At 62.9% G+C, this 26,636-nt stretch carries 26 protein-coding genes; 19 read left to right on the forward strand and 7 right to left on the reverse strand.

The window, feature by feature from the left end; all coding sequences use genetic code 11:
• The first annotated feature begins 8 nt into the window (after nt 1-8).
• Genes NEZ08_RS17920 through NEZ08_RS17935 form a run of 4 tightly spaced genes read left to right on the forward strand, consistent with a single transcriptional unit; the run spans nt 9 to nt 3,187 of the window.
• Entirely contained in the window at nt 9-1,433 is a 1,425-nt protein-coding gene (locus NEZ08_RS17920; RefSeq protein ID WP_298109646.1) for an FAD-binding oxidoreductase, read from the forward strand.
• Between the two features lie 8 nt (nt 1,434-1,441).
• On the forward strand, nt 1,442-1,879 hold the full coding sequence (locus tag NEZ08_RS17925; protein WP_298109733.1) for a GNAT family acetyltransferase: 438 nt from the start codon (nt 1,442-1,444) through the stop codon (nt 1,877-1,879).
• Nucleotides 1,880-1,904: 25 nt separating this feature from the next.
• A complete protein-coding gene (locus NEZ08_RS17930) occupies nt 1,905-2,486 on the forward strand; it encodes an NUDIX domain-containing protein (protein WP_298109648.1) in 582 nt (193 codons plus the stop codon).
• A 47-nt stretch (nt 2,487-2,533) separates the two neighbouring features.
• Nucleotides 2,534-3,187 carry an arylsulfatase gene (locus tag NEZ08_RS17935; RefSeq protein WP_298109650.1) on the forward strand — a complete coding sequence of 218 codons (654 nt, stop codon included), beginning with the start codon at nt 2,534-2,536 and terminating at the stop codon, nt 3,185-3,187.
• Nucleotides 3,188-3,261: 74 nt separating this feature from the next.
• Here the strand turns inward: NEZ08_RS17935 and NEZ08_RS17940 are convergent, their stop codons facing one another.
• Nucleotides 3,262-4,020: an SOS response-associated peptidase gene (locus tag NEZ08_RS17940; protein WP_298109652.1), complete on the reverse strand. Its 759-nt coding sequence runs from the start codon at nt 4,018-4,020 to the stop codon at nt 3,262-3,264.
• 62 nt (nt 4,021-4,082) lie between these two features.
• On the opposite strand from NEZ08_RS17940, the gene NEZ08_RS17945 reads away from it, so the two are divergent.
• The 3 genes from NEZ08_RS17945 to NEZ08_RS17955 all read left to right on the forward strand — a co-directional run bounded on the left by NEZ08_RS17945 (nt 4,083) and on the right by NEZ08_RS17955 (nt 5,527).
• The gene (locus tag NEZ08_RS17945) at nt 4,083-4,586 is read left to right on the forward strand and encodes a hypothetical protein (RefSeq protein ID WP_298109653.1); all 504 of its coding nucleotides are present in this window, start codon (nt 4,083-4,085) and stop codon (nt 4,584-4,586) included.
• A 61-nt stretch (nt 4,587-4,647) separates the two neighbouring features.
• Complete coding sequence (locus NEZ08_RS17950; RefSeq protein ID WP_298109656.1) at nt 4,648-5,070, forward strand: NUDIX hydrolase; 423 nt, start codon at nt 4,648-4,650, stop codon at nt 5,068-5,070.
• Nucleotides 5,071-5,152: 82 nt separating this feature from the next.
• The gene (locus tag NEZ08_RS17955; protein ID WP_298109659.1) at nt 5,153-5,527 is read left to right on the forward strand and encodes a TIGR02301 family protein; all 375 of its coding nucleotides are present in this window, start codon (nt 5,153-5,155) and stop codon (nt 5,525-5,527) included.
• Here the strand turns inward: NEZ08_RS17955 and NEZ08_RS17960 are convergent.
• Nucleotides 5,524-5,721, reverse strand: a complete 198-nt coding sequence (locus NEZ08_RS17960; protein WP_298109662.1) for a hypothetical protein — start codon at nt 5,719-5,721, stop codon at nt 5,524-5,526. The two genes, NEZ08_RS17955 and NEZ08_RS17960, sit on opposite strands and share 4 nt — an antisense overlap.
• A gap of 169 nt (nt 5,722-5,890) precedes the next feature.
• On the opposite strand from NEZ08_RS17960, the gene NEZ08_RS17965 reads away from it, so the two are divergent.
• The 4 genes from NEZ08_RS17965 (at nt 5,891) to NEZ08_RS17980 (ending at nt 8,328) form a co-directional block, all read left to right on the forward strand.
• A complete protein-coding gene (locus tag NEZ08_RS17965) occupies nt 5,891-6,154 on the forward strand; it encodes a hypothetical protein (protein WP_298109664.1) in 264 nt (87 codons plus the stop codon).
• Nucleotides 6,155-6,224: 70 nt separating this feature from the next.
• A complete protein-coding gene (locus NEZ08_RS17970) occupies nt 6,225-7,106 on the forward strand; it encodes a folate-binding protein (protein ID WP_298109667.1) in 882 nt (293 codons plus the stop codon).
• A complete protein-coding gene (locus NEZ08_RS17975) occupies nt 7,103-7,726 on the forward strand; it encodes a DNA-3-methyladenine glycosylase I (RefSeq protein WP_298109670.1) in 624 nt (207 codons plus the stop codon). The genes NEZ08_RS17970 and NEZ08_RS17975 overlap by 4 nt, the downstream gene beginning before the upstream one ends.
• Entirely contained in the window at nt 7,723-8,328 is a 606-nt protein-coding gene (locus NEZ08_RS17980; protein WP_298109673.1) for an HD family hydrolase, read from the forward strand. Before NEZ08_RS17975 ends, NEZ08_RS17980 begins: the two co-directional genes overlap by 4 nt.
• Nucleotides 8,329-8,407: 79 nt before the next feature.
• On the opposite strand, the gene NEZ08_RS17985 is transcribed toward NEZ08_RS17980, so the two are convergent.
• Nucleotides 8,408-10,381, reverse strand: a complete 1,974-nt coding sequence (locus NEZ08_RS17985) for a hypothetical protein (protein WP_298109676.1) — start codon at nt 10,379-10,381, stop codon at nt 8,408-8,410.
• Nucleotides 10,382-10,714: 333 nt separating this feature from the next.
• On the opposite strand from NEZ08_RS17985, the gene ggt reads away from it, so the two are divergent.
• The gene (gene ggt / locus NEZ08_RS17990) at nt 10,715-12,394 is read left to right on the forward strand and encodes a gamma-glutamyltransferase (protein WP_298109679.1); all 1,680 of its coding nucleotides are present in this window, start codon (nt 10,715-10,717) and stop codon (nt 12,392-12,394) included.
• A gap of 118 nt (nt 12,395-12,512) precedes the next feature.
• On the opposite strand, the gene NEZ08_RS17995 is transcribed toward ggt, so the two are convergent.
• Nucleotides 12,513-12,977 (reverse strand): GNAT family N-acetyltransferase, encoded by a 465-nt coding sequence (locus NEZ08_RS17995; RefSeq protein WP_298109682.1) that lies wholly within the window; start codon nt 12,975-12,977, stop codon nt 12,513-12,515.
• 306 nt (nt 12,978-13,283) lie between these two features.
• Here NEZ08_RS17995 and NEZ08_RS18000 point away from each other — a divergent pair, with 306 nt between their 5' ends.
• The 3 genes from NEZ08_RS18000 to NEZ08_RS18010 all read left to right on the forward strand — a co-directional run bounded on the left by NEZ08_RS18000 (nt 13,284) and on the right by NEZ08_RS18010 (nt 19,674).
• Complete coding sequence (locus NEZ08_RS18000; protein ID WP_298109685.1) at nt 13,284-16,412, forward strand: EAL domain-containing protein; 3,129 nt, start codon at nt 13,284-13,286, stop codon at nt 16,410-16,412.
• 240 nt (nt 16,413-16,652) lie between these two features.
• Nucleotides 16,653-17,660, forward strand: coding sequence for a TRAP transporter substrate-binding protein DctP (gene dctP / locus NEZ08_RS18005; RefSeq protein WP_298109688.1), 1,008 nt, complete (start codon nt 16,653-16,655; stop codon nt 17,658-17,660).
• A 10-nt stretch (nt 17,661-17,670) separates the two neighbouring features.
• Complete coding sequence (locus NEZ08_RS18010) at nt 17,671-19,674, forward strand: methyl-accepting chemotaxis protein (RefSeq protein ID WP_298109690.1); 2,004 nt, start codon at nt 17,671-17,673, stop codon at nt 19,672-19,674.
• Between the two features lie 49 nt (nt 19,675-19,723).
• Here the strand turns inward: NEZ08_RS18010 and NEZ08_RS18015 are convergent, their stop codons facing one another.
• On the reverse strand, nt 19,724-19,903 hold the full coding sequence (locus NEZ08_RS18015) for a hypothetical protein (RefSeq protein WP_298109693.1): 180 nt from the start codon (nt 19,901-19,903) through the stop codon (nt 19,724-19,726).
• Between the two features lie 59 nt (nt 19,904-19,962).
• A complete protein-coding gene (locus NEZ08_RS18020) occupies nt 19,963-20,184 on the reverse strand; it encodes a hypothetical protein (protein ID WP_298109697.1) in 222 nt (73 codons plus the stop codon).
• Between the two features lie 166 nt (nt 20,185-20,350).
• Here NEZ08_RS18020 and NEZ08_RS18025 point away from each other — a divergent pair, with 166 nt between their 5' ends.
• The 4 genes from NEZ08_RS18025 to NEZ08_RS18040 all read left to right on the forward strand — a co-directional run bounded on the left by NEZ08_RS18025 (nt 20,351) and on the right by NEZ08_RS18040 (nt 25,967).
• Nucleotides 20,351-21,373 carry a L,D-transpeptidase family protein gene (locus NEZ08_RS18025; RefSeq protein ID WP_367278430.1) on the forward strand — a complete coding sequence of 341 codons (1,023 nt, stop codon included), beginning with the start codon at nt 20,351-20,353 and terminating at the stop codon, nt 21,371-21,373.
• Between the two features lie 114 nt (nt 21,374-21,487).
• On the forward strand, nt 21,488-22,450 hold the full coding sequence (locus tag NEZ08_RS18030; protein ID WP_298109699.1) for a sensor histidine kinase: 963 nt from the start codon (nt 21,488-21,490) through the stop codon (nt 22,448-22,450).
• Nucleotides 22,451-22,676: 226 nt separating this feature from the next.
• Nucleotides 22,677-23,840: an LLM class flavin-dependent oxidoreductase gene (locus NEZ08_RS18035; RefSeq protein WP_298109702.1), complete on the forward strand. Its 1,164-nt coding sequence runs from the start codon at nt 22,677-22,679 to the stop codon at nt 23,838-23,840.
• Between the two features lie 96 nt (nt 23,841-23,936).
• Nucleotides 23,937-25,967 carry a YgiQ family radical SAM protein gene (locus tag NEZ08_RS18040; protein ID WP_298109704.1) on the forward strand — a complete coding sequence of 677 codons (2,031 nt, stop codon included), beginning with the start codon at nt 23,937-23,939 and terminating at the stop codon, nt 25,965-25,967.
• A gap of 3 nt (nt 25,968-25,970) precedes the next feature.
• Here NEZ08_RS18040 and NEZ08_RS18045 read toward each other — a convergent pair whose 3' ends face one another.
• A complete protein-coding gene (locus NEZ08_RS18045; RefSeq protein ID WP_298109707.1) occupies nt 25,971-26,636 on the reverse strand; it encodes a hypothetical protein in 666 nt (221 codons plus the stop codon).

The following is a 26,636-nucleotide window of genomic DNA, read 5'->3' on the forward strand; positions in this document are numbered from 1 at the left end:
GCCCGCCCATGAACATCGCCCAGACGCCGATGCCGCCGCTTTCGCCCGAACTGATCGCGCGGTTTCGCGCCATCGTCGGCGACAAATATGCGATGACGGAGCCGGCCGATGTCGCGCCCTACGTGACGGAAGAACGCGGGCTCTATCACGGACGGTCTCCACTGGTGTTGCGTCCGGGCTCGACCGCCGAGATCTCCGACATCTGCAAACTCGCGACCAGCGAGAGAATCGCGCTTGTGCCGCAGGGCGGCAATACGGGTCTGGTCGGCGGCCAGACGCCTCAGGGCGAGGTGGTCGTGTCGACGCGGCGGCTCGACAAGATTCGCGATATCGATCCGTCCTCCAACACCATGACCTGCGAGTCCGGCGTGGTGCTGCAGGTCGCACAGCAAAAAGCGGCCGACGTCGACCGCTATTTCCCGCTGTCGCTGGGTGCCGAAGGAAGCTGCACCATCGGCGGCAATCTCTCCACCAATGCCGGCGGCACCGGCGCGCTTGCCTTCGGCGTGGCGCGCGAGATGGCGCTCGGGCTCGAGGTCGTGCTGGCGGACGGGCGCATTCTCAACGCGCTGTCGAAATTGAAGAAGGACAATACAGGTTACGACCTGAAGAACCTTTTTATCGGCGCGGAAGGCACGCTCGGCATCATCACCGCGGCGACATTGAAGCTGTTTCCGAAACCGCGCAGCATCGAGACCGCCTTTGTCGGCCTGAAATCGCCGGCGGATGCGCTCAAGCTGCTGTCGATCTCGCAAGCCGAAGCGGCCGGCAGTCTCACCAGTTTCGAGCTGCTCGCCGACATCGCGGTCGATTTCAGCGTCCGCCACGGCATCGACATCCGCGCGCCGCTCGCGAGCACGCATCCCTGGTTCGTGCTGATGGAGCTCTCCTCACCGCGCGAGGATGCCCGCGCCACGCTGGAATCGATCCTGGCGCAAGGTATGGAACAAGGCATCGTCGACGACGCGGTGATCGCGGCGAATTTGAGCCAGCGCGCGGCGTTCTGGAAATTGCGCGACGAAATGTCGGCGGCGCAGAAGCCCGAAGGCGGCTCGATCAAGCACGACATCTCGGTACCGGTCGCGGCCGTCCCCGCCTTCATTGCAGAGGCGAACGCGGCTGTCGTGAAGCTCATTCCGGGATCGCGGCCGGTACCGTTCGGCCATCTTGGCGACGGCAATATCCATTACAACGTCAGCCAGCCGGTCGGCGCCGACCCAGCCGACTTCCTCGCGCGCTGGCACGACGTCAATGCGGTGGTATTCGAGATCGTGCTGCGAATGGGCGGATCGATCTCGGCCGAACACGGCATCGGCGTCCTCAAACGGGACGAACTGCCCGAGGTAAAGGACAAGGTCGCGATCGAATTGATGCGCTCGATCAAGACCCTGCTCGACCCGCTCGGGATCATGAACCCCGGCAAGGTTCTGTGACCGACGAGCTGCCGACACTTGCGATTGCGCCGATCGATGACGCTGACGTCGCCGATGTCGTGGCGCTGTGGCAGGCCTGCGGCCTGACGCGGCCGTGGAACGATCCCGCCGCCGACATCGCGCTCGCCCGCAAGGAATCCAACGCTACGGTGCTGATCGGGCGCGATGAGGACGCGATCGCCGCCACCGTTCTGGTCGGGCATGACGGTCACCGCGGCTGGGTCTATTACCTCGCGGTCGATCCGGTTCGCCGCCACAGAGGATATGGTGGCGTCATGATGGCTGCGGCTGAAGATTGGCTGCGCCGGCGCGGCATCGAGAAATTGCAGCTTCTGGTCCGCGCCGACAACAGCCAGGTAAGAGGCTTCTATCAAGCCCTGGGCTATTCCGAGCCCGAGCGCGTCATCTTCGCCAAATGGCTCGACGGCCGCGCGCCCACGCCTTGATCGATCGAACTGCAGAAGGAATGACATGACCGTCGCCGACCGTATCCGCATCAAGGGCGAACGCGTGCTATCCGACCATTACGGCACGCTGAAAAGCACGACCTTCGAGTGGCGTCGCAACGACGGCGCTTGGCAGCGCATGACGCGCGACGTGTTCGATCGCGGCAATGCCGCGGCCATCCTTCCCTACAACCGCGCGCGGCGGACAGTGGTGCTGGCTCGCCAATTTCGTCTGCCGACCTATGTCAACGGTTATGACGATCTGCTGATCGAGGCCGCCGCGGGCCTGCTCGACGATGCGTCGCCTGAGGATCGGATCCGCGCCGAGGCGGAAGAAGAGATCGGTTATCGCCTCCGGCACGTCCAGAAGGTATTCGAAGCCTTCATGAGTCCGGGAGTGGTGACTGAGAAGATCCATTTCTTCGTCGCCGAATACGACCCCGGGATGTGCATCGGTCCCGGCGGCGGTCTCGCTGACGAGGGCGAGGAAATCGAGGTGCTGGAATTGCCGTTCGACCAAGCGCTCGCCATGATCGATGACGGGGGCATCGTCGACGCCAAGACGATCATGCTGCTGCAATATGCGGCGCTGAACATCTTCACATGAACACAGCCGATATTGACACCCCACGGCTCCGCCGAAAGAATCGAAAGATGCGCATCGCCCTCATTCACGCCTTGAAGCACTCGCTTGCTCCCATCGAAGCCTCATTCGCGCGGCTTTGGCCGGAGGCCACGCTGATGAACCTGCTCGACGACAGCCTTTCGGCGGATGTGGCGCGCGATGGCCGGCTGACGCCTGAGATGACCGACCGCTTCCTCGCGCTCGGACAATATGCTGCCTCGACCGGCGCCCACGCGATCCTCTTTACCTGCTCGGCATTCGGTCCCTGTATCGACGCTGTGGCGCGCGACCTTTCGCCGATGCCCGTGCTGAAGCCAAACCAGGCGATGATCGAGCAGGCGGTCGAACGCGGCCACCGCATTGGCCTGCTCTCGACCTTTCCGCCGACCCTGCGGTCGATGCCGCCGGAATTCCCCGGCACCATCCAGCTGGTGCCGAAGCTGGCGGAAGGCGCGCTGGCCGCGCTTGATCGCGGCGACCGCGCCGAGCATGACCGCCTGGTCGTGCAGGCCTCGCGTGACCTGCGCGACTGCGACCTGATCGCACTCGCGCAGTACAGCATGGCGCCCGCCGCCGACATGGTGGCCGAGGCGACCAAGCTGCCCGTGCTGACGACGCCCGACAGCGCCGTGACCAAGCTGAAGCAACTGCTCAAGGCTGAGGTTCGTGACGAAAGACCGTAAACTCGTGCCGACAATAGCGTTCGAAGAACGGCTACGTCCGGGCGTGACGGCGGCGGATTATATCTCGACCGTATTCAAAACAGACTTCCCTGCCCCTCGTCGAAATCGGCGGATGCGGTTTTGCGGGCGCTAGCCTTCTTCGGTTTGGGCCGTTCGGCCTCACGCTGCTCATCGGTGATCGGCAGGATCAGTTGCGCATCATCATTGGCGACGTGATTGACGCGCGACGAAATCTCGTGCCAGACGAATTCGCCGACTTCCGGCCCACGCATCAAGGGCGTCACGCTGTCCGCCTCGTCGGAGCGGCAATCCAGCCAGAATTCGAAATCACGCGGGCTGATCGCAACCGGCACGCGCGGATGCAGAGCGGCGAGGTCGGCGCTCGCCGGCGCCGTGACGATGGCAACCGTATCCACTTCCTCGCCATTGGGGCCGATCCAGGTCTCGGCCACGCCGGCAAATCCGAGCGGCGCGCCGTCGCGCCGTTGGATAAAATACGGCCGCTTGCCGCTCTCGGTCGATTGCCACTCGTAATAGCCGTCCGCCGGGATGAGGCAGCGCCGCCGCCGGATTGCATTCTTGAACGCCGGCTTCTCCTTCACGGTCTCCGCGCGCGCGTTGATCAGGAGCGTAAATTTACGGGGGTCCTTCACCCAGGCCGGCCAAAACCCCCAGCGCATCAGGCGAAAATGCCGTCCTTCGTGGCTGATAACGACAGGTATTGGTTGCGTCGGAGCAACATTAAACCGCGGCGGGAAGTTCGGCTGTTCAAAATAACCGAAAAATTGCCGAAGTGCCTCCGGTGGCGAGGTGATAACGAAGCGTCCGCACATTTGTGGTACCCGGATAGATGAAATTCAGCACCTTTTAACTCCAAACCCCAACACTGCGGCAGATGACCTCACCCGCTGCCAATCCGGTGCGACCAGTTGCTTCCGAGACCGTCGCCGACCTTGCGGCGCTGGCGGAAGAATTGCGCGCGGCCAACATCAATCCCCGCACTGGTCTTGCCACCGACTATCTGAATCACTTCAACGAAGCCGTGATGCTGCTCGAGATGGTTCCGGACATGCCGGAATGCGCCGATGATTTTCTTTCCTGGCGGCCGCTTTCCTACGCAGAGCATTTTACAGCCTCCAATTTCAAGGCCAGGGACCTTGCGATCGAGGCCTACAATGCCGCCGACAAGCGCATCCGTGCCGAATTCGACAACATCACGAATGCTATCACCGCGATCCTCATCGCCGTGAGCGATGCCATGCGAAACGCTCAGCAGGACACAACCCGCGCCAAACTCGCCGAGCAGGCCACCGGCTGGGTCAAGCCGCTGGTGATGCAGGCTGGCGGGGTCATCAACGGCGATGGCGCTGCCGACGTCGAATATATCATGACCCATTGATTGCGATGAGGCGCGATGCTGTTCTAGGCTTCGCGCGAACTTTCTCGTCCCGGAACCTGCCTTGACATCCTCTCCTCCCTCCCGTCCCCAGCTCGCGGTGAGCGCAGCGATCTTCCGCGACAACAAGGTCCTGTTGGTACGGCGCGCACGCTCGCCCGGAAAAGGCTTCTATTCGCTGCCTGGTGGCCGAGTGGAATTCGGCGAAACGCTCCATGCTGCGCTGAATCGCGAAGTGATGGAGGAAACCACGCTGAAAATCGAGATCGTGGGCCTGGCCGGCTGGCGCGAGGTGGTGCCGACCGCCGAAGGCGGCGGGCATTACGTCATCCTCTCCTTTGCGGCGCGCTGGAGCGGCGGGGAGCCTCGTCTGAACGAGGAACTCGACGACTACCGGTGGCTTGCGAGCGATGCGCTTGATGACCTCAAGGTCACCGATGGTCTGCCGGGCGTGATCCAGTCGGCGAAGGCCATACTGGGCCTGTAAGCCACGGCGGCAACAGGAGAATCGGCAGCTTGCGTCGCGCCCTCCGAGAGCGCATATCAATGAGGTTTCCCCGGATCCGTTGATGCCGAAACTGCTTTCCATCGCCCTCCTCGCTTTGTGCTGCCTCCTGGGCGCCGCGCGCGCCGAAGAGGCAGCCGCGCCATTCGACAATGATTTGCAGCGGTTCGCGGAGATTCTCGGAACCCTGCACTATCTGCGGGGCATCTGCGGCAGCAACGAAGGCGGCAAATGGCGCAACGAGATGCAAGCGCTGCTCGATGCCGAAACCCCGACCGGAGAGCGGCGCGCGCGCATGATCGCCGGCTTCAACCGAGGCTATAACGGTTTCCAGCAGACCTACCGCACCTGCACGCCCGCAGCGACGCTCGCCATCCGCCGCTACATTGACGAAGGCTTGAAAATCTCCCGCGACCTGACCGCGCGCTACGCGAATTAAGTCATATCCATTTGGGTCAGGCGATAGATCGACATGGCATTGCTGACGCCCTTGAGCTGCACCTCGCTCTTTGTCAGCGGATATGGCGCGACGATTTCCGCCACGTCAGGCGCGCCGTAAACTTCTTCGGTGATGCAGATCTCGTCGCCGTCGGCGAGGTTTTGCACCCGCGCCACGATATTCAAGCCCCTCAACTGAAGATGCCTCGCCGCAGCCAGTCGGCCCGAGCAGCGCGGGCGCGTCGTTCCACATGCGGAGAAGTTTCTTGACCTCCGTTAACCTTTCCTAAAGAACTGCACTAGCCCGTTCCGCATGGCGTGCTACACCAAGCTCCCGCCTCGCCTCCAAGCTGCTTTCAAGTTCATGAGCCATCCTGCGCCTTTCATCGCCCGCGACCTCTTGCCCGATCAGGAACAGAAGCAGGCCGCGCTCAGCTATCTCAGTGAAGCCTGGGCTGAAGCGAGGCATGACGGCGTCGATGGCGATTGCCTCGCCCAGGCGAGCCTGTTTGCGGCCTTTGCCGAACTCGTCCGCACCTATGGCGAAGACGCGGTAGCCAAATTCGTCGAGGGCCTTGTCGTCCGCGTGCGGAATGGCGAGTTTTCCACGGCCACGGCGAGGCAATAAGCGCCCTTGTTGTTTGCAGCTCTGCGGCTTACTTTTCTCACATGAGATATCACGTGAGACTCGCAAGGAAATGAAAGCTGCGTTTCTGCCCGACCGCGGCGTGGTCAAGGTCTCGGGCGACAGCGCCCGCGACTTCCTCAACGGCCTCATCACGACGGACACCGCGCGGCTTGAGCCCGGACAGGGCCGTTTCGGCGCGCTGCTGACACCGCAGGGCAAAATTACGGTGGATTTCCTGATCACCGAGGCACCCTCAGGGCATGGCGGCGGGTTCCTGATCGATTGTCCGAAGGCGCTCGCGCAGGCGCTGACCGACAAGCTCACCTTCTACCGGCTGCGCGCCAAGGTCGCGGTGGAAAATCTCTCCGACAGCCTTGGCGTGCTCGCCGCCTGGGACGGCGACGCGGCGTTGAAGCCAGATCTCGCCTTTGCGGATCCGCGCAACCCTGAGCTGGGCTTGCGGATTCTGGTTCCGGCCGAGCTCGCGCCAAAAGCGGCCGGTTTGATCGGGGCGGAGCTCGTCGATGCTTCCGCCTATGAGGCGCACAGGCTTGCGGTCGGCGCACCCCGCGGGGGCCTCGACTTCACGTATGGCGACGCCTTCCCGCATGAAACCAACATGGACCGCCTTCATGGCGTCGACTTCGACAAGGGCTGCTATGTCGGCCAGGAGGTGGTGTCGCGGATGCAGCATCGCGGCACCGCGCGCACACGCACGGTGCGGCTGTTGCTGGACGGGCCAGCGCCCGAGCCGGGCTCGACAATCCTGGCCGGCGACAAAGCGGTCGGTACCATGGGATCGGCGGCTGACGGCCGCGGGCTTGCTCTGATCCGGGTTGATCGGGCCGGTGAGGCGCTGCAAGCCGGCACGCCACTGACGGCGGGAGGCCTGGCAATCCGGATCGCGGAGCCTGACGAGCTGCGCCTGCCGCCCAAGCAGACCGTCGCATGACAAAAGCGCGCCTGCATGCCGATGGCCTGACGCGCTGCCCGTGGCCGGGCGAAGATCCGCTTTACGTCGCTTATCATGACACCGAATGGGGTGTGCCGGAATTCGACGACCGCGCGCTCTATGAAAAGCTGATCCTCGACGGCTTCCAGGCCGGGCTGTCCTGGATCACCATCCTGCGCAAGCGCGATCGTTTCCGCAAAGCCTTCGACGATTTTCAACCGGACAAGATCGCCCGCTACACCCCCAAGAAGATTCACGCGCTGATGAACGATGCCGGCATCGTCCGCAACCGCGCCAAGATCGAAGGAGCGATCTCGAGCGCCAAGTCGTACCTGAAGATCATGGAGGAAGGCCCGGGCTTTTCGAAGTTCTTGTGGGATTTCCTCGACGGCAAGCCCAAGGTCAACCAGTTCAAGACCACCGCGAGTGTTCCCGCATCGACGCCGCTGTCGATCAAGATGTCGAAAGAGCTTTCGTCGCGCGGCTTCAAATTCGTCGGCCCCACCATCGTCTATGCCTTCATGCAGGCGACCGGCATGGTCAACGACCATCTCGTCACCTGCTTCTGCCACGAAGGGTGCGCCGGCAAACGCCGCAGCCCCCGCCTACCCGCCAGATGACGCCGCCGAAAGAGGGCCTCAGGGTCTGGCAGCGGATGCTTTCGGGCCGGCGACTCAACCTGATCGACCCCTCGCCGCTCGACATCGAAATCGCCGACATTGCCCACGGGCTCGCGCGCGTCGCGCGCTGGAACGGACAGACCAGCGGGCCGCATATTTTTTCGGTGGCGCAGCACACCTTGCTGGTTGAAGCTGTCATGCGCGAGCAGCTGCCGCGTATCGATGGCAGCTGGCGCCTCGCTGCGCTGCTGCACGATGCCCCCGAATATGTCATCGGCGACATGATCTCGCCGTTCAAGGCCGTGCTCGGCGAAGGCTATAAGTCGGTCGAAAAGCGGCTGTTGTCCGCGATCCACATCCGCTTCGGCCTGCCGGCGATCCTGGCCGACAAGATTACCGAGGCGATCAAGACGGCCGACAAGGGAGCGGCCTATCTCGAAGCCACCGAACTGGCGGGTTTTGCGGCGGACGAAGCCAGGCGGCTGTTCGGCCGCGATCCCGGATTGTCACCGGCTGTGCGCGGGGATTATCTGACACCCTGGAGCGCGGCGAAGGCCGAGAAGCGCTTTCTCGCGCGTTTCAAGGCGCTGGTGCCGTCATGATCGGCCGCGCCGCCGGGGCTTCCGAGCAAGGCGCATCCGCAGATCGCAGGGGATTTGCCGTCTGGTGCGGCTCGGATTGCTATGTATGCGACGGCCAGTGCCGGTCGCGGAACCAGGCGCGATAGTTCGACATCCTGGCGCGCTGGGCCTGCGGCGCATGGCGCCTGCATGTCGACGCTTCTTCGCTGTTCTCGGGCGCGCCCCAGCGAAGCTCGACGCAATCGTTTGGATTATACGCCATCTCGAGGTCGGTTGCGCGGTCGACCACGTCCTTGACCGTCAGCGTCCAGGGCGAGCCGTCGCTGCGCGTATACGTCACCTTGCGCGAGGCGAGTTCCGAGGCCAGTGCCGCCTGCAATTCGTTCTTCACATCGGTGACGCTCTTGCCTGGCGGTATTGCGTAACGATCCGCGCGCCGCGCAAAGCGAGCCGGGAAATTCCGCACAACGTCGATCGCGATCAACAGGCGAAGATCGCGCGCCGGCGTCGAGAAGTCCTCCCAGGCGCCGCTCGCCTGGAAGATCGAGGCGCCATCCGGCATCGACGTCTCGCCAGGTTGCTTGATCTGGTATTTCCGTCCGTTTTCCACTGCCGTGACGCGCGTCCTGATCTGCTCGCTGAGGCTTGCGATGGCATCCTCCATCGCACGCATCGGGTCGAGCGGTTCGGGCGACATCACATCGTCCATCCGGTCATAGAAATCTTCCGCCGACATCTGCGATTGTTCGATCGAAAAATCGGCAAACTGCGGATTCCTGTTGATTTCGGCGTTGGTCAACCGATGCAGCGATCCATTCTTTTCGCGCACGATCGGGCGGAAATGCTTGAATCCGGGCGTGCCGAGCGCAGGCTCGTGCACGAAAAGGAAATTGCCGCGCCAGAAGCGCTTGCGCGTGATCGAGCCGTCGGGTTCGGCGTCGACGGCGAGGAACACACCGGGCGTGCCGTTCACTTCCGGCACGCGGCGCACCAGCATCAGCACATGGCCATAGGGATCGGCATAGACCGTGCCGGGACGCAGCGCCTCCCTCGTCAGCGGTATGATATAGAAGTCGGCCCGGTCGTCGCCCGCGCGCACCGCCCCGGTGTGAACGACGTCGCCGACGTCCCGCAGGTATTCGGCGAAGCTGGTCGGGCGCTGCGGCTTTGGCGGGGCCGGCTTCGCGGGCGAAGTTGCGAGAGGCTGCTCCGCCGGCGCATCCGATTGGCCGAACAGCCGCAGGAAGCTCGGCGTTTGCGGCGGTGGCGGCGGTGGTGCTGCATCTGCCACCGTCGCAGCTTCCTGGCCCGGCGGCGGAGGCGGACGCGTCACTTCGGGATGCTCGACATCGAACCACTGGCCGCACCTGGGAGGCCTTCCGCCGGCACCGCGCGAGCAACTCGAATAGCCGAATGGCAGCCCCATCTTGAACGCGAAATAAGCGCGCAGGAAATAGACGAAGTCGGCACAGTCCGGGCGAAGCCCGGTTTGCGTGACGTCCTCGTTGCGGCCGAGATAGTTGTAGAGAAAATTGCGCGAGGGATCGCGCAGCACTTCGTACCAGACCTTCCAGTTCAGATCCTGATCGGCCGGCGCGTCGAACAGTTTTTCGATCCAGGCCGAGAACAGCGCTTCCGTCGTGCTATTCCAGTTGTTACGCGCTGGCCAGATCATGCCAGCCGGAATATGGAACGGCTCAGGCTTGCGCGCCGCCACCGTGATATCGCGCGTCACGGGTGCGCAATCGGCCGACGCAGATTGCAGCGTGGCGCGCCAGGTCCCTGCAGCGGGGTGTGCGACTTCGGCGAACCAGGAATAAGGCGGCCCCTCATGCCGGTCAGCCGACTTCGCCGCGACACTGCCATCGGGCGCGATCAGCGACACGGTGCCCGTAAGCGGCTTCTCGGCGATCACCATGACCCGCAGCGGTGCGCCGCTCCAGGGCGAAAACGGCGCCGGCAGCACCGTCACTTCCGCGCAGGCGCCGGCTGCGGCCGCCGGCGAAATCTGGAAAAGTCCGACTGTGACCAGCGAGAACAACGCGGCAGCGGCAAAGCGGCGCCCTGGGAGCATTCGAAGAGAAACCCTGCTAGAGAAGTGATTTGGAACCTGCATGCGACCCTGCTAGTGCCACTTTCCGAACTTCGTGCTCCATCGCAGCACCCAGCTTCACGAACTTCGGAAAGTCATGGGCTACTCGCAATCTTGTTGTTTCTAGTACCGCTTTATCGATCTGAAGTCCCTGTGGTGCAGGCACTTCAGATCCGCGGCACTCGTCGCAGGATTACAAGATAGGACAAGTCATTGCGCGCTTCGAGGCTTAAGTTAAAGATCCGATCAGACCGATTTGACCTCGCCTTTGGCAGGTTGACGGCGGGTTGCCTGCTGCTGACGTGCCTTTGGCTGATGGCGCTGGTTCCCGCCATCAATGCCGCCTCGATGCGCCCGGTGGCGGCCGAAAGGGGCATGGTGGTCACGGCGCAGCACCTTGCAACCGAGGTCGGGGTCAACGTTCTCAAGCGCGGCGGCAACGCGGTCGATGCTGCGGTCGCGGTCGGATATGCGCTCGCGGTCGTCTATCCCGCCGCCGGAAATCTGGGCGGCGGCGGCTTCATGACCCTCCGCTTTGCCGACGGACGAAAGACGTTCCTCGATTTTCGCGAAAAGGCGCCGCGCGCCGCGACGCGCGACATGTATCTCGACAGCGACGGAAAGACAGTCAAAGGCCTGAGCACGACCGGCTGGCTCGCCGTCGGCATTCCCGGCACCGTGTCGGGCCTGGAATTCGCGCGCAGGAAATACGGAACGATGTCGCGGGCGGCGTTGATCGGACCTGCGATCGAACTGGCCGACGACGGCTTCACGCTCGACCAGGGTGACGTCGACATGCTGGCGACGGCGACTGACGATTTCAGGAAATTTCCGTCGACTGCCAGGATCTTCCTCAGCAAGGATCGGCCTTTTGTGGCCGGCCAAAGACTGGTGCAGCCCGAACTCGCCAACACGCTTCGCCTGATCAGAGCGCACGGCCCTGACGGCTTTTATCGCGGCAAGACTGCTGCGGCCATCGTGAGGGCGAGCCGCGCGGGCGGCGGGATCATCAGCGAAGAGGATCTCGCAACCTACCGGACGCGCGAGCTTGCTCCGATCGAGTGCGACTATCGCGGCTATCATGTGATCTCGGCGCCGCCGCCGAGCTCCGGCGGCACGGCACTATGCGAGATGCTGAACATCCTGGAGGGATACCCGCTGCGCCAGCTCGGCTGGGGTTCGGCGCAGGCGATCCATGACGAGATCGAGGCGATGCGTCACGCCTACGCCGACCGCAACACGCTGCTCGGCGACCCCGCCTTTGTCAAGAATCCGGTCGGGCGGCTGATCGACAAGAACTATGCGGCGAAGATCCGCGATTCCATTGCGGCCGACAAGGCCGGGATCTCCAGCGAACTGGGCAAGGACCTCGGCTCTCACGAAGGCTCCAACACCACGCACTTCTCGATCATCGATCGAGCCGGAAATGCTGTCTCGCTGACCTACACGCTGAACGACTGGTTTGGCGCAAAGGTGGTCGCCGCCGGCACCGGCGTGCTGATGAACGACGAAATGGACGATTTCACGCCGGATCCCGGCCGCCTCAACGCATACGGGGTCGTGCCGGGCGAGGCGAATGCCATCGCGCCGGGCAAGATTCCCTTGAGTTCGATGAGCCCGACGATCATCACCAAAGATGGCAAGCCCGTGCTCGTTCTCGGCACACCTGGCGGAAGGCGCATCATCACGGCGGTGCTGCAAACCATCCTCAATGTCGTCGATTTCGGCATGAACATTCAGGAAGCCGTCGACGCGCCCCGCATCCATCACCAATGGCTGCCCGACGTGACCAGCGTCGAACCCTACGCGCTGTCGCCCGACACCCGCCACATCCTGGAGGACATGGGATATCGCTTCAGCGACTCGCTGCCGGCCAATCACCTCGCCGCCATCATCATCGGCGCGCCAAGCCTTGAAGGAAAGCCGGTCGCACGAAACAGGTATTATGGCGCAAACGATCCGCGGCGCGGCACCGGGCTGGCGTCAGGCTATTAGCGGCGCGTGCTCATAAATCCGCCAGGCGTTCAGTGTAACGATGCCCGCTCCTCCCGCTGGAAGCGGCAAAATCGCTTTGAGAGCGAGGACAGCAAAGGGCCATTGAGCAACATTCCGCTCAAATCGATCGCAGCTCTTTGACCAGCCTTGGCAGCATCCTTCCGGCTATTGAGCCGGACGGAGCGAAGCCGCAATCCTCCGCACCCATTCGCCTATAGAAGGACGCAGCATCCGGGTCAGCCTCGATCATAAAGCGATCGGCTCCTCTTCTAGCCGCTCGGTCGGCCGCCCAAACAAACAAGGTTTTTCCAATCCCACGGCGCAGTGTCGTCGGTTCGACAAACAGCTTGAGCAAGTCCGCTTCGTTGCCGACCACCTTGATCTGCACCACGCCAACAACTCCGCCGTTGTTTTCTGCAACCGCAATCGAGGTTGATTGCAACTCAGATGGCTCAATGGTGAGTTCTCGGCGACACGCTTCCATGAAGTCGTCGTCATAGCCCCACACCGCTTTCGAACGGAAGCACAATGCAGAGAGCGCTGGAGGCTCCCCGACTTTTGGCGGCCTGAGAATACAAGACATGAGGCTGCCTCCGGTTGTCTTCGGCCGTCATATAGACTTAGAGAAACCGGGTGTCTCTTCCGGGTCACGAGTGAGCATCCCGGTCATGACCAATCTTGGTCCGCCATGGACCGAGCGAACCGTGATGGATTTATGATTGCACGCCCAGCTGCGGTGCACCTCATACGCCTTGCGCCGGCGATTGAAAGTGGTGTGCGGCGTGGACCGTATTGAGCCGGCGTCCGATATTAACGCTTCGATAACCTATATTACTAACGGCCGCTCCACGCTCGAACTGTATCCTTTTCCGACGGGGAGCGAAGAAAAATGCGGATTGGACGCAAACCTTCCGATGAAGCGGACGCAGTCGGCGCCGGCGCTTTTGCCGACGGCGAGTCGTCCGGCCGCCGCGATCCAATCCTGTGGCTCGTCGCCTGCGGGATCCTGCTGATTGCAGCCATTGCCGTCGGGACCGCGATGACGGTCTTCAATTTTCGCGATCATGCGCTTGAGAGCAGCAAACGCGAACTGGAAAACACCGTCATTCTGCTCGCCCGTCATTTCGACCAGCAGTTGAGCGACGCCGAGATTCCCCTCGTCGACCTCATTGAACAGATTCATCAGGCCGGCATCAATTCCCCGGACGATTTCAGGCGCCGGATGTCCACGCCGGAAATGCAGCGGGAGCTGGCGGAAAAGGTCAGCCGCGTCTCCAAGGTCGCGGGCCTCAATATCTATGATGCGGACGGCCTGCTGATCAATTCGTCGGAAACCACGACTGTTCCGGGCGTCAGGATCGACGATCGCGACTATTTCAAGGCCCTCAAGTCCAGCGCGGACGCCGAGCATCCGCAGATCGAACTTGTGCTCAGCCGCTTTACGGGCGTGTGGAAGATTCTCGTTACCCGCAAGGTGGCTGCGCCAGACGGCACCTTCCTGGGTGTGGTTTCACGGGCCATTGCGCCCGCAAAATTCGAGGATTTCTTTTCAACCGTCGCGCTCGGAAAGCAAGCCACGATATCGATGCATCATCATGACGGGACCTTGCTGGCGCGCTACCCGCACGTCGACGCCATTATGGGCAAGGATTTCAAGGCTGGTTCGACGCCGCAGGCAGCCGCCCTGCTCGGCCTGAATCACGGGGCGACGCGGTTATTCAGCCCGGTTGATGGCGCCGAGCGGCTGGTCGCCATTCAGAGCCTGTCGCGATTTCCGCTTTCGATCGTGGCTACAACCACAGTTGCATCATCTCTTGCCGACTGGCGGGCACAGACCAGGTTCCTCGTGGTCGCGGCGATGCTCTCGGCGATCATTGTTGCGATCACGATCATGCTGATCGTGCGCCGACTGACATGGCAGCATCAATCCGCACAGCGGCTGGTGAGACTAGAGAAGCAGCGCCTCGACACTGCGGTCGAGAACATGTCGCAGGGCTTGACATTGTTCGATCAGGACAAGCGGCTCGTCGTCTGCAACCGGCGATATATCGAGATGTACGGGCTGTCGGCCGACGTTGTGAAACCGGGCTGCGAGCTTCGGGACCTGATTACCCATCGCAACGACATCGGATCGATACAGGTCGAGGTCGATGACTACTGCGCCCGAATCATCGAACACGTCGCGCGCGGAGAGCAGGTCACGCTGCAATCCGTCGAAGGACGTTCAATTCAGATCACCCACCGCCCGTTGCCCGACGGCGGCTGGGTCGCCACCCACGAAGACATCACCGAACGCATGCGCCAGGAGAGGGCAATTCTGGAGCAGTCGAGCGAACTGTCGCGGATCAACAAGCAGTTCGATGCGGCGTTGAGCAACATGGCGCACGGGCTCTGCATGTTCGACGGCGAGAAGCGCCTCGTGGTCTGGAACGAACGCTATGCGAAGCTCTATCAGCTGCCGCCGGAGCTCCTGAAGGTCGGAACGCACCATGACGCGATCATTGCCGATCGAATCTCTCGCGGGGTTCTCAAGGCAGGGATGAGCGCCAGGCAGAAGATCGCCTCGCTCGATCAGTTGCCGAAGGATGCAGTATCGAGCCGCGTCGATGAACTTTCCGATGGACGCTTCATCCTTATCAGCCGGCAGCCGATGGATGACGGCGGGTGGCTGGCGACGCACGAAGACATTACCGAGCGGCGGCGTGCCGAGGCCGAGATCGTCCACCTGGCTCGCCACGACGTGCTGACCGGGCTCGCGAACCGCGCTGAGTTCAATGCGAGGCTCGAACACGCGTGCAAGCGGCTGAAGCGCAGCGGAAGCACCGTCACGGTGATGATGGTCGATCTCGACAGGTTCAAGGTCGTCAACGACACGTTCGGGCATCCGGCCGGCGACCAGCTGCTGATCGAGGTGGGAAGACGGCTGAAATCCACCGTCCGCGAAACCGACGTGGTGGCGCGATTGGGCGGCGACGAATTTGCCGTAATCCAGGAAGGCGGCTCCGACCAGCATGAGGGCGCGATTGCGCTTGCGCTTCGAATCATCAGCGCCATTTCCAGACCGTTCGATCTGAACGGCAACCGGACGAGCCTCGGCACCAGCATCGGCATCGTGCTGGCTCCGGAACACGAGAGCGATCCAGAAGAGCTCCTCAAGCGTGCCGATCTTGCGCTGTACGACGCCAAATCCAACGGCCGGAACGACTACCGGTTCTTCCGCAGCGAGCTTCTCGAGGTCGCCCGCACACAGCGCAGCGCCGAGAGCGAACTGCGAGAGGCGATCGAGCGGCAGGATTTCCAACTGTTCTATCAGCCGGTGGTGGATGCGAAGACGCGCGCGTTGTGCGGCGTCGAGGCGCTGGTGCGGTGGCGGCATCCGACGAAGGGTCTGATTTCACCCGACAAGTTCGTTCCGCTCGCGGAAGCGACCGGTCTCATCGGCCCTCTCGGCGAATGGATCCTGCAGCGCGCCTGCGCGGATGCCGCGTCATGGCCGGCGCATGTCAGGCTCGCCGTGAATATCTCCGCCATTCAGTTCAAGAAGGGCAATCTCTTCGAGGTCATCCTGCGGACGCTGATGGAGACCGGCCTTCCGCCCGAGCGGCTGGAGCTTGAGATCACCGAGACGTCGCTTCTCGAGAACCAGGAAGCCCATCTGACCACTATCCGTCAGGTCAAGAATCTCGGAATCTCGATGGCACTCGACGACTTCGGTACCGGATATTCTTCGGTGAACTATCTGGCAAATTTTCCGTTCGACAAGATCAAGATCGACAAGTCTTTCACGCAAGGCGTGCTCAATCGCCGTGACTGCAAGGCGGTCGTCGCCTCGACGCTCGCGCTCGCGCAAGGCCTTGGAACGGTGACGACCGCCGAGGGGGTCGAGACCGAGGAACAGCTGGAGTACCTGCGCGTAGCCGGCGTTGACCTGGTGCAAGGCTATCTGTTCGGCCGGCCGGTGCCGCTTTCGCAGCTCGACCTGACCGCAGCCCCGTCCCCCGCGGACATGGTGGCGTAACCCGCTTGGCCTTTCGGGACGCGGTCGCCCACCATCCTTGAAAGTCATGTGCCCTGGCAAACTTGGGACCGCTTATCGATCTGAACCCTGAACGATTTCAGATCGGAAATACCCGCCCTCGCCTTGCCCGGCCTCGCTTCCTGTTCTGTTGCCTCGCGTTTTTGGCGCGTTATCGGTTTATTTACCCTAACGCCGTCTATTGCGCTGGGCGGCAATTTTCATTGCCCGCGGGGCAAAGACATGCGTGACAAGATCGGAAGACGGCGCTTCCTTGCGGGCGCTGCCGCGGCCGCCATCACCTCGAGCCTTTCGAGCCGGCGCGCCTATTCGGCGATCCAGCCGCAGGTATTGCGGATGGGTTTCATCAATCCGAGGGACTCTCAATTCGGCGCCGGTGCGCTGGAGTTCGCCACTTACGTTGAGCACAATTGCGGCGGCCGGCTGAGGGTCGAACTCTATCCTGCCGGCGAAACCGGCGGTGAGCTGGAGATGTGCCAGGACGTCGCTGCCGGCACGCTCGACATGACCTTTACTTCCTCTGCAGTCTTTACGGCGATCGCGCCCGAACTCAGCATCTTCGATATCCCGTTCCTGTTTCGCGACCTCGGTCACGCCCGCGCCGTGATGGACGGCGAGATCGGCAAGGCGGCCCTGGCGCGTCTGGAACCGAAGGGCATCGTCGGCCTCGCCTGGGGCGAAAACGGCCTGCGCCATCTCACCACCTTTGACCGCGCCGTTCGCCGGCCGGAAGACCTCAAAAATCTCAAGCTGCGCGTACCGCAATCCGAGGTGATGGTGGCGAGCTTCAAGGCGATCGGCGCCGACGTACACTCCCTGCCATTCCCCGACCTTTACGCGGCGCTGTCTTCGGGATCATTCCAGGCGGAGGAAAACCCGATCGCGACCATCGTAGCGACGAACTTCGACCGCGTTCAGCACTATCTGTGTCTGACCGGGCATGTCTACTCGCCGGCAGCTTTCCTGATCTCCAAGCAGGTTTTCGAACGCATTTCGCCTGAGGATCGATCAGCGCTGCGTGCCGCCGGTGTCGCCGGAAGCAAGGCCAGTCGTGCCTATCTCGACCGGGCCGAAAAAAGCGGCCTCGAGGAGCTGCGCCGCCGCGGCATGAAAGTGGTCGAAGATATCGACCGCCCGGCTTTCGTGGCCTCACTCGCCGGCCTTGAAAGCCAATTCCAGAAGCAGTTTGGCAAAGACAAGATCGACGCCATCCGTGCTTACGGCAAATGAGGCAACATCGATGTCATTGCTGTCTGTCGCCAACCGGATCAGTCTCAACGGTCGCCTGATCGGCGGTTTCGGGCTCCTGATGGTGTTGAGTGCCGGCACCTCGATCTTCTACAACGCTCGGATCCGCGATGTGCGGGACAATGTTGCTCACATCGAGCAAGCATCGGTGGCGACCGACACGGTCAGCAACTTTGCCCGTCAGCTTCTGCTGCTGCGGCGCGTCAGCGTCGACTATTTCCGGTCCGGCTCGGCCACGGACCGCAGCAAAACGCTCGCCGCCTTCGAGCCGCTCGACAAATCGATTGATGCCCTGCGCGAAGCCGTCGGTCCGCGCGGCGATGGGCTGCGCAGCGGCCTTTCCGAATACCATGCCGTATTCAACAAGCTGGACGAGGAAATCAGGAAACGTCAGGCTGCGCTGCAGGCCATGAACGCCAGCAGCATACGGCTGACGAATACGTTGACGACCGTGACGCTCGAACTCGGGGCGGCGGGCGAAGCGGCGCTTCCAGCAGCCCAGCGACTCGAGCAGGCGGTCCAGGCGCTTCGCGCCATCGCCTACCGTTATGTCGGCACCTCGTCTGCCGGCGATCTGGACATCATGACCGCCGAACGGGAACGGGTCGGCAGGGAGCTGGCTCCGGTAAAGGCTTTGCCGCCGGCCGATCCCGCCTTGGCCAAGGTCGTCGCTCTATTGCCGGCGCAGGTCGAGAAGATGCTGACCTCCTCCGCTCAGCTGGTCGCCTCGGTGGCGTCGACCGAGCAGACCCATGCGGCACAGGTCAAGACCGGCATCAAACTCGGCCAGGACGCCGAAGCGCTCCGCAACGAATATCAAACCAATCGCAGCGAGGCCGTTTCGACCGCCGCCAGAATCGCCGAGGATGCCTCGACCGCCGGCTCAATTGCCGCGATAACCGGCGGCATGCTTGCCATTATCCTGGCCGGCCTCATTACGATCTCGATCTCGACGCTGATCAAGCGGATGACGCGGACGATGTCGCAGCTCGCCGGCGGCGATCTGACGGTCGAAATCGAGGGCGCCGGGCGAGGTGACCAGATCGGCAACATGGCGCGCGCCGTCAGCATCTTCAAAGACAACGCCGTTCGAATTGCCGAGGTCGAGTCGGAGAAGAGCCGCCTCGCGGCGCAGACCGAGCAGGACCGCAAAGCGGGCTTGAGAGAACTTGCCGCGCGGCTCGAGCATGCCGTCAAGGACATTGCCGACGCGGTGAAGGAATCGGCGCAGCGGATGCACGATGGCGCCATGACCATGAGCGGAGCTGCCGAACGCACCAAATCCCAGTCGGGCGCCGTCGCCACTGCGTCCGGGCAGGCCTCGGCCAATGTTCAGACGGTTGCCTCTGCGGCCGAGGAGCTGTCGGCCTCGATCCGCGAGATCGGCCAGCAGGCGCAAAGCTCGGCCAACGTCGCGCGCCGCGCCGCCGAGCAGGCGAGCCGGACCATGGTGACGATGGAGGGGTTGTCCCAGGCTGCCGACCGGATCGGCGAGGTGATCAACCTGATCAACAGCATCGCCTCGCAAACCAATCTGCTGGCGCTCAACGCCACGATCGAGGCGGCACGCGCGGGCGAGGCCGGCAGAGGCTTTGCCGTCGTCGCCTCCGAGGTCAAAAACCTCGCAGCCCAGACCGCGCGGGCGACGGAAGACATCGCGGCGCAGATTTCGTCCATCCAGGGCGAGACCAAGGAAGCCGCGAGCGCCATCAAGGGCATCGAAACCGTCATCATGGAGATCAACCAGATCGCGACGACGACGGCAAGCGCGGTCGAAGAACAGGGTGCAGCGACCGCCGAGATCGCCCGCAACGTCCAGCAGGCAGCGGCGGGTACCGATGAGGTTTCCAGCAATATCGCCGGCGTGCTCGAGGCCGCGGCGGAAACCGATCAGCATGCCCGCATTGCGCTGGACAACTCCAACGAATTGACCGGCCAGGCCGACCGGCTCTGGCAGGCGGTCATCGGCTTCGTCGAAGACGTGAAGGCTGCCTGATGGCGGCGCCGCGGCCACACGGCCGCGGCATCAGGGCGGGACGGACGTTTCAGTCGTCCTCTGTATCTTCCATACGCCCCAGACAGTCCACCACCCTGCCGTTCTGCACGACCGGGACATAGACGCACGAGCGGCCCTCGGCGTCGATCAGCCTGATGGCTTGCGGCATCTGGTCGGGATATTCGCCGCCATGATCCAAGGTTTCAAAGCACAGACCGCTGCCGTCCATTTCTGGATCCTGCGGCCGCCGTTCTGGTGCAAGCGGAGCGAACCTTTTTATCAGTCTCATTACTGGCGACGATAATGAAATTGGGGAGAGTGAAGAGAATGCGGCTTGGCGGAGAAAACAAGATCTTCACGGCTCGGATTCCGCAGTGAGGATGCCCGGGCCGCAGGAATGATGGATGTCCTTGCAGAGCGGCTTTCCATATACAATTGCCCTGCGATCAGCATTCCTGCCGCAAAGATCAGCGTCAGCATCGCGCTGGCCAATTGGGACGTCTCGTTCATGACACCCAGCCTCTTGCCTCTGTTCGGCCACTAACTCACGAACGATCCGCGAAGTTCCTGGAATACGCCGATCGTCTAGTCGGAAGGCGCGAGCGGTCGCGCTGCGGCGTATCCAATCATCGGGCTCGCGGAACAGATCGCGGTAGCCCCCGTTTTCGTTGTCACGATGAGGCAAGCAGAAGGGTTCGCGAAGGTGGTGGCTGGGAGCGCGAAGCACTTCTACCTGGCGCTGGTCGTCGCCGTCACGACTGGCGCAGCGTTCGGCGCAACCATGGATCCGGCCGCCATCAACAATGCCGGGCCTCCGGCAAAGAGGCTTTCGAGCGACAAGCCGACGCCGTTCGGCGTCCGGCTGGAAGTTCTGCTCGATCGCGCGCGCTTCTCGCCCGGCGAGATCGACGGAAGGTTCGGAACAAACGCCAGAAAGGCGCTTCGCGCCTACGCGGAGGCTCAGCACCTGCCGGCTTCAGACGAGGTCACCGAGGACATCTGGAAGAAGCTTCGGAGCGATAACCAGCCGGTGCTCGCGAACTACACCGTGACGCAAAAGGACGTCGCGGGCCCGTTTCTGCGCAAGCTCCCGGCGAAGATGGAGGCGATGAAGCGCCTTCCCAGCCTCAGCTATACCAGCGCGAGAGAAGAACTCGCCGAGAAATTCCACATGAGTGAGCAACTGCTCGCGATGCTCAACCCCGGGAAGGATTTCGATCGCGCCGGCGAAAGCATCGTCGTCCTGAACACGATTGACGATCAGGCCGCCCCTCCCGAAGCGGACCACATCGAGGTCGACAAGAGCCGGCAGACGGTGAAGCTGTTCGACAAGTCGAACGCACTGATCGGATTTTTCCCGGCAACGGTTGGAAGCGAGGAAAAGCCCTCACCTTCGGGAACGTTGAGGGTCACCGAAGTCGACCAGAACCCGACCTATCATTACAATCCGCGTTATCACTTCAAGGGCGTGCATTCCCGAAAGCCCTTCACCATCAAGCCCGGACCCAACAATCCGGTCGGCACAGTCTGGATCAATCTTTCGGGCGACGGCTATGGCATACACGGCACGCCCTCGCCCGCCAAGATCTCGAGAGCGCAATCGCACGGCTGCGTCCGACTGACGAATTGGGACGCCGAACGCGTGGCAGCCAGCGTCGAGAAAGGCACGCCCGTGAACTTCGTCGATAACAGCCGTTGACCGCACGCGAGCTCAGCGGCCACATCCCCGTCCGTCGATTTCGTTCCCTGCCGGCACGACAAAATGCGGCGTTCGCCGCCGGAACGCCAGGCGGCGGCACGCGGTTGACTGCGAATGAACAAGCTTTATCCGTTGCTGCTCGAGCATCGACTGCCTGTTCCTCTGCGGTACTGCATCGCCGCCGCAATCATGATGGTCTGTGCGATCCTGCAGATGGCGCTGCAGACGCTGACCGGATTTCCGAACTATTTCCTGCTGCTGCCGGGCATTTTTCTGTCAGGCCTGATTTTCAACCGGGGCACCGGTCTCGCCGCGGCGGCGTTCGGCGCCGGCGTCAGCATCTATATCAGTTATCGAAGCGAAATAGGCTCGCCTCTTGCCGAAAACAGTCTCTTTATCATGACAGCCGTCGGCACCGCGCTGGTCGCCGAATTCCTGCGCGCCGAGATGAAGCGAGTGATGCAGGCAGACAAGACCAAGTCCGTGCTGCTTCAGGAAATGGCGCATCGCACCAAGAACAACCTGGCAGTCCTCAGCGCGATGATCCGCCTGCAGGCCAGAAGCTCGGAGCCCGCTGTCGCCTCTGCTCTCGAGGCAACAGCGCGCCGGCTTCATGTCACTGCGCAGGTCTACGACCACCTCTCGCACAAGCAGGATTCGCGGCTCGTCGGCATGCGTTACTTCCTGAGTGGCGTGGTGGAGAAAATCTTCCAGTCTCTGGCGCCTGAGGGACCGATCGCGTTCGAGGTGGTTAGCGACGATGTCGATCTGCCTCATAATCAGGCTTTGGCGATCGGCATCATCACCAACGAACTCGTTACAAACGCGCTGAAGTACGCTTTTCCGGACAGCAGGCCCGGCCAGGTTACGGTCGAGCTGTCTCTGAAAAAGGATATCGAGCTGACAGTCGCGGACAATGGCGTCGGCCACAACGGCGACGAAGGCCCGTCGGGCCTCGGGTCGCGTATCGTGATGCTGCTCACCCAGCAGCTGGGCGGCCGGTTGTCCTACGCCAAATTGCAGCCCGGTCTTTCGGCACAGCTTCGGGCACCGCTGCGATCGTCCCACGACAGGTGATTGAAGTCGCCTTCATCGCTGGGTACGGCCAGCCGTCCCGTCAGAACTGGGCTGGAGCCCGCTTGCGGAAGTTCCTGCTCCTCCGCAGCACCCGCCTTCACGAGCTTCGGAAAGTCGTGGGCTGCTCACATGCTCCTGCGTGCCGTCTTGGTGATCGCCATTGGCTCTCCTAAGATGTCCTGATCCGATCGGCGATCAACAGCAACAAGACGGACGGGAGAGGAAAATGAAGGCATCGATATTTTGTCTGCCGAGCGTCGGCTCGCGCGCCGAGATCGAAGCGGGAATGGCTGCGACGAAACCCGAGCTCTACCAGCGTATGCTGAAAGAGCTGACCGAGCTCGTCAAACTCGCCGACGACCTCGGCTACGATTCGGTGAGCTTCACCGAGCATCACTTTCACATCGAGGGTTTCGAGGTTTCCAACAACCCCGTGCTGCTCGACCTCTACTTCGCGATGCAGACCAAGCGCATCCGCGTCGGCCAGCTTGGCATCGTGCTGCCCGCCGCCAACCCGATCCGTGTCGCCGAGGACATCGCGATGCTCGATCACATGACCGGCGGGCGCGCCTGCGCCGGCTTTGCCCGCGGCTACCAGCGTCGCTGGGTCGACATCATGGCGCAGCAGACGCATGGCGTCTCCGGCACCTTGCCGCATCAGCATGATGCGATCGATCAGGCCAACCGCGAGGCGTTCGAGGAGAACTGGCAGATCATCAAGAAATGCTGGACCGAAGAGATGCTGACCTTCCAGGGCAAGTACTGGAAGGTGCCGGCCGGCGCGACGCCGTGGGATCTCGAGACCACCGTGAGATACGGCAAGGGCGTCGACAACGGCATGCTGACCTCGGTCGGGGTGGTGCCGAAGCCGCTCCAAAAGCCCTATCCGCCCGTGTTTCTGCCATTCGCCTCCTCACCGGGTTCGATTCGCTGGGCAGCGCGCGAGGGCGTCACCGCGATCCTGCCGCCGATGCATGACGCCTACGCAGGGCCGCTCTATGACCTCTATGCCGAGGTGTCGGGAAAACCGCGCGGACAAGGCACCGGCCTGCTCCGCGATGTCATCATTGCGGATACCGACGAGGAAGCGATGGCGTTATGGGAGGACTCCGGCCGTTTCTCCGGCAAGGCGTGGTTCGAGCCGTTCGGCTTCCGCCGTGGCCTGATGGATCCGCAGACCAAGCAGTTTGCGACCGCGAAAGAATCGATCGACCTCGGCTACGCGCTGGTCGGCACCGTCGATACCGTGACGCGCGCGCTGGAGGCCAACATGAAACGACAGCCGGTCGATTGGCTGTTCTGTTACACCTACAACGCGCTGGTGCCGCACGCCAAGCTGATGAGGTCGACCGAGGCGTTGTGGACCAAGGTGCTGCCGAAGTTCCTGTGATTCTGCGGTGCTATTGGGCCTACCGCCGGCCTTGTCGATCGGGCGGCGCGTGGAACGGGTTGAATTCGCGCTCGCAGGGGCTTACCTGTCAGCGCCATGAACACGCTTGCCGTCGCCGAGAAACCCCTGATGTCCTGGTCTGACCACCGGAGACACGCGGATAAGCCGGCGCCGTTCCTGCCGATGAGCCGCGCCGAAATGACCGCGCTCGGCTGGGACGCCTGCGACATCGTGCTGGTGACGGGTGATGCCTATGTCGACCATCCGAGTTTCGGCATGGCGATCATCGGCAGGCTTCTCGAATCGCAAGGGTTCAGGGTCGGCATCATCTCGCAGCCCGACTGGCAGTCCGCCGAGCCGTTCAAGGCGTTGGGAAAACCACGGCTGTTCTTCGGCATCACCGGCGGCAACATGGATTCGATGGTCAACCGCTACACGGCCGATCGTCGTCTGCGCCACGATGACGCCTACACGCCGGGTGGCGAAGGCGGCCGGCGGCCGGACCGTTGCACCATCGTCTACGCACAACGCTGCCGTGAAGCCTTCAGGGAAGTGCCGATCGTGCTCGGCGGCATTGAAGCGTCGCTGCGCCGCATCGCGCATTATGACTATTGGTCCGACAAGGTGCGCCGCTCCATATTGGCTGACGCCAAGGCGGACCTGCTGATCTATGGCAACGCAGAGCGCGCCGTCGTCGAGGTCGCGCACCGGCTCGCCGCCGGCGAGGCTCCGCGCAATCTCGACTCCATCCGCGGCATCGCGCTGTTCCGCCGCGTGCCTGAGAATTACGCCGAGCTGCCGGCCTTCGACCTCGACTCGGCGGATGAAGGCGCGAGCCGCCGGCGCGGCGACACCGTGATCCGCCTGCCGTCCTGCGAGCAGGTCGAACAGGACCGCGAGGCCTATGCGCGGGCGTCGCGCGTGCTGCACCGGGAGAGCAATCCCGGCAATGCGCGGCCGCTCGTCCAGCGCCATGGCGATCGCGATCTCTGGCTGAATCCACCGCCGATCCCGCTCACGACCGCCGAGATGGATGCGGTCTACGATTTGCCCTATGCCCGCGCGCCGCATCCCTCCTATGGTGACGCAAAAATTCCCGCCTGGGAAATGATCAAGTTCTCGGTGACCATCATGCGCGGCTGCTTCGGCGGCTGCACGTTCTGTTCGATCACCGAGCACGAGGGCCGCATCATCCAGAACCGCTCGGAAGCCTCGGTCCTGCGCGAGATCGAGCGGATTCGGGACCGCACGCCCGGCTTCACCGGCGTCATCTCCGACATTGGCGGCCCGACCGCCAACATGTACCGCATGGCGTGCAAGGATCCGAAGGTCGAGGCGCTGTGCCGGCGGCCGTCCTGCGTCTTTCCGGACATTTGCGAGAACCTCAACACCTCGCACGACGATCTGATCCGCCTCTATCGCAAGGTGCGCGAGGTGAAGGGCGTCAAGAGGGTGATGGTCGCGTCCGGCGTCCGCTATGATCTTGCGGTGAAGAGCCCCGAATACGTCAAGGAGCTCGTTAGCCATCACGTCGGCGGTTACCTGAAGATTGCGCCCGAGCACACCGAGCGCGGGCCGCTCGACAAGATGATGAAGCCGGGAATCGGCGCCTATCATCGTTTCAAGCAGATGTTCGATGCCGCGGCGAAACAGGCCGGCAAGAAATATTATCTGATCCCCTATTTCATCGCCGCGCATCCCGGCACGACCGACGAGGACATGATGAACCTCGCGCTCTGGCTCAAGAAGAACCGCTACCGCGCCGACCAGGTGCAGACGTTCCTGCCCTCGCCGATGGCGACGGCGACGGCGATGTACCACACCGGCGTCAATCCGTTGCGCGGCGTGCGGCGCGGCGGCAGCGACAGGGTCGAGGCGATCAAGGGACTGAAGCAGCGACGGCTGCACAAGGCGTTCCTGCGCTATCACGACCCTGACAACTGGCCGGTGCTGCGCGAGGCGCTGCGGCAGATGGGGCGCAGCGACCTGATCGGCTCGCGCCCCGACCAGCTCGTGCCGTCCTATCAGCCGCCCGGCACCGGCAAGGCCGCGGGCACCCGGCGGCCGGTGCGCGGCGGCGCGCGGATGCAACGCTTCACCACCAAGGGCGTGCCTTTGCGCAAGTAGCGATTAGGCCGCGCCAAGATTAAACCCCAGCGCGATCGTACCGACCAGGATGAGGCTGATCGCCCAGACCGCATCCAGATTGAACCAGCCCCGCGAGACGAATCTCAGGCCCAAGTAGCGGTAGACGAGCCAGGCCAGGCATCCGCCGGCGCCGATCATTGCGATGACATGGACAATGGCGACGAGAACCGCGACGGCGAGATTGCCTTCGACAAGCGGGGCGGCGGCGGCGTGGCCGGACGCATCGGAGCGGCAAAGTCCGAGATAGATCGGCACGAGCATGAGTCCCGCTCCGTGCGCGATCGCGATCGCAAATGACCAGAGTCCGAGTTGCGTTGGCGGTATCCTTGCCAGCGACCTCGGATGGCGGCGATCAAGCAGGCGGAAGATGCCAAACCCGATAACGACAAGGGCCGCAGCAATCTGGATGTCGTGCCGCCATTCGGCAAGCGCGAGCAGCAGCCCGAACGGCAACAGTATCACGAGGACTGCCAGCAAATGCCCGACTGACAAAGGCAAAAGCGTCAGAAACAGCGCGCGCGGACTTTTTTCCATCAGTCCCGCAGAGACTGCGAGCGGCCACCCCATTCCCGGGTTGGCGCCGTGAAAGAGGCCGCTCGCAATGACGGCCAGCCAAAGCCAGGCGCCTGTCCAATCGCCTTGGCTCAA

The sequence above is a fragment of the Bradyrhizobium sp. genome, from assembly GCF_027451485.1.
In the GTDB taxonomy this organism is placed as follows: domain Bacteria; phylum Pseudomonadota; class Alphaproteobacteria; order Rhizobiales; family Xanthobacteraceae; genus Bradyrhizobium.

Coding starts and splice junctions, on each gene's coding strand:
- NEZ08_RS17920 (WP_298109646.1), top strand. CDS start 9: ATGAACATCGCCCAGACGCCGATGCCGCCGCTTTCGCCCGAACTGATC.
- NEZ08_RS17930 (WP_298109648.1), top strand. CDS start 1,905: ATGACCGTCGCCGACCGTATCCGCATCAAGGGCGAACGCGTGCTATCC.
- NEZ08_RS17935 (WP_298109650.1), top strand. CDS start 2,534: ATGCGCATCGCCCTCATTCACGCCTTGAAGCACTCGCTTGCTCCCATC.
- NEZ08_RS17940 (WP_298109652.1), bottom strand. CDS start 4,020: ATGTGCGGACGCTTCGTTATCACCTCGCCACCGGAGGCACTTCGGCAA.
- NEZ08_RS17945 (WP_298109653.1), top strand. CDS start 4,083: ATGACCTCACCCGCTGCCAATCCGGTGCGACCAGTTGCTTCCGAGACC.
- NEZ08_RS17955 (WP_298109659.1), top strand. CDS start 5,153: ATGCCGAAACTGCTTTCCATCGCCCTCCTCGCTTTGTGCTGCCTCCTG.
- NEZ08_RS17965 (WP_298109664.1), top strand. CDS start 5,891: ATGAGCCATCCTGCGCCTTTCATCGCCCGCGACCTCTTGCCCGATCAG.
- NEZ08_RS17970 (WP_298109667.1), top strand. CDS start 6,225: ATGAAAGCTGCGTTTCTGCCCGACCGCGGCGTGGTCAAGGTCTCGGGC.
- NEZ08_RS17975 (WP_298109670.1), top strand. CDS start 7,103: ATGACAAAAGCGCGCCTGCATGCCGATGGCCTGACGCGCTGCCCGTGG.
- NEZ08_RS17980 (WP_298109673.1), top strand. CDS start 7,723: ATGACGCCGCCGAAAGAGGGCCTCAGGGTCTGGCAGCGGATGCTTTCG.
- NEZ08_RS17985 (WP_298109676.1), bottom strand. CDS start 10,381: ATGCTCCCAGGGCGCCGCTTTGCCGCTGCCGCGTTGTTCTCGCTGGTC.
- ggt (WP_298109679.1), top strand. CDS start 10,715: ATGGCGCTGGTTCCCGCCATCAATGCCGCCTCGATGCGCCCGGTGGCG.
- NEZ08_RS17995 (WP_298109682.1), bottom strand. CDS start 12,977: ATGTCTTGTATTCTCAGGCCGCCAAAAGTCGGGGAGCCTCCAGCGCTC.
- NEZ08_RS18000 (WP_298109685.1), top strand. CDS start 13,284: ATGCGGATTGGACGCAAACCTTCCGATGAAGCGGACGCAGTCGGCGCC.
- dctP (WP_298109688.1), top strand. CDS start 16,653: ATGCGTGACAAGATCGGAAGACGGCGCTTCCTTGCGGGCGCTGCCGCG.
- NEZ08_RS18010 (WP_298109690.1), top strand. CDS start 17,671: ATGTCATTGCTGTCTGTCGCCAACCGGATCAGTCTCAACGGTCGCCTG.
- NEZ08_RS18015 (WP_298109693.1), bottom strand. CDS start 19,903: ATGGACGGCAGCGGTCTGTGCTTTGAAACCTTGGATCATGGCGGCGAA.
- NEZ08_RS18020 (WP_298109697.1), bottom strand. CDS start 20,184: ATGAACGAGACGTCCCAATTGGCCAGCGCGATGCTGACGCTGATCTTT.
- NEZ08_RS18025 (WP_367278430.1), top strand. CDS start 20,351: ATGAGGCAAGCAGAAGGGTTCGCGAAGGTGGTGGCTGGGAGCGCGAAG.
- NEZ08_RS18030 (WP_298109699.1), top strand. CDS start 21,488: ATGAACAAGCTTTATCCGTTGCTGCTCGAGCATCGACTGCCTGTTCCT.
- NEZ08_RS18035 (WP_298109702.1), top strand. CDS start 22,677: ATGAAGGCATCGATATTTTGTCTGCCGAGCGTCGGCTCGCGCGCCGAG.
- NEZ08_RS18040 (WP_298109704.1), top strand. CDS start 23,937: ATGAACACGCTTGCCGTCGCCGAGAAACCCCTGATGTCCTGGTCTGAC.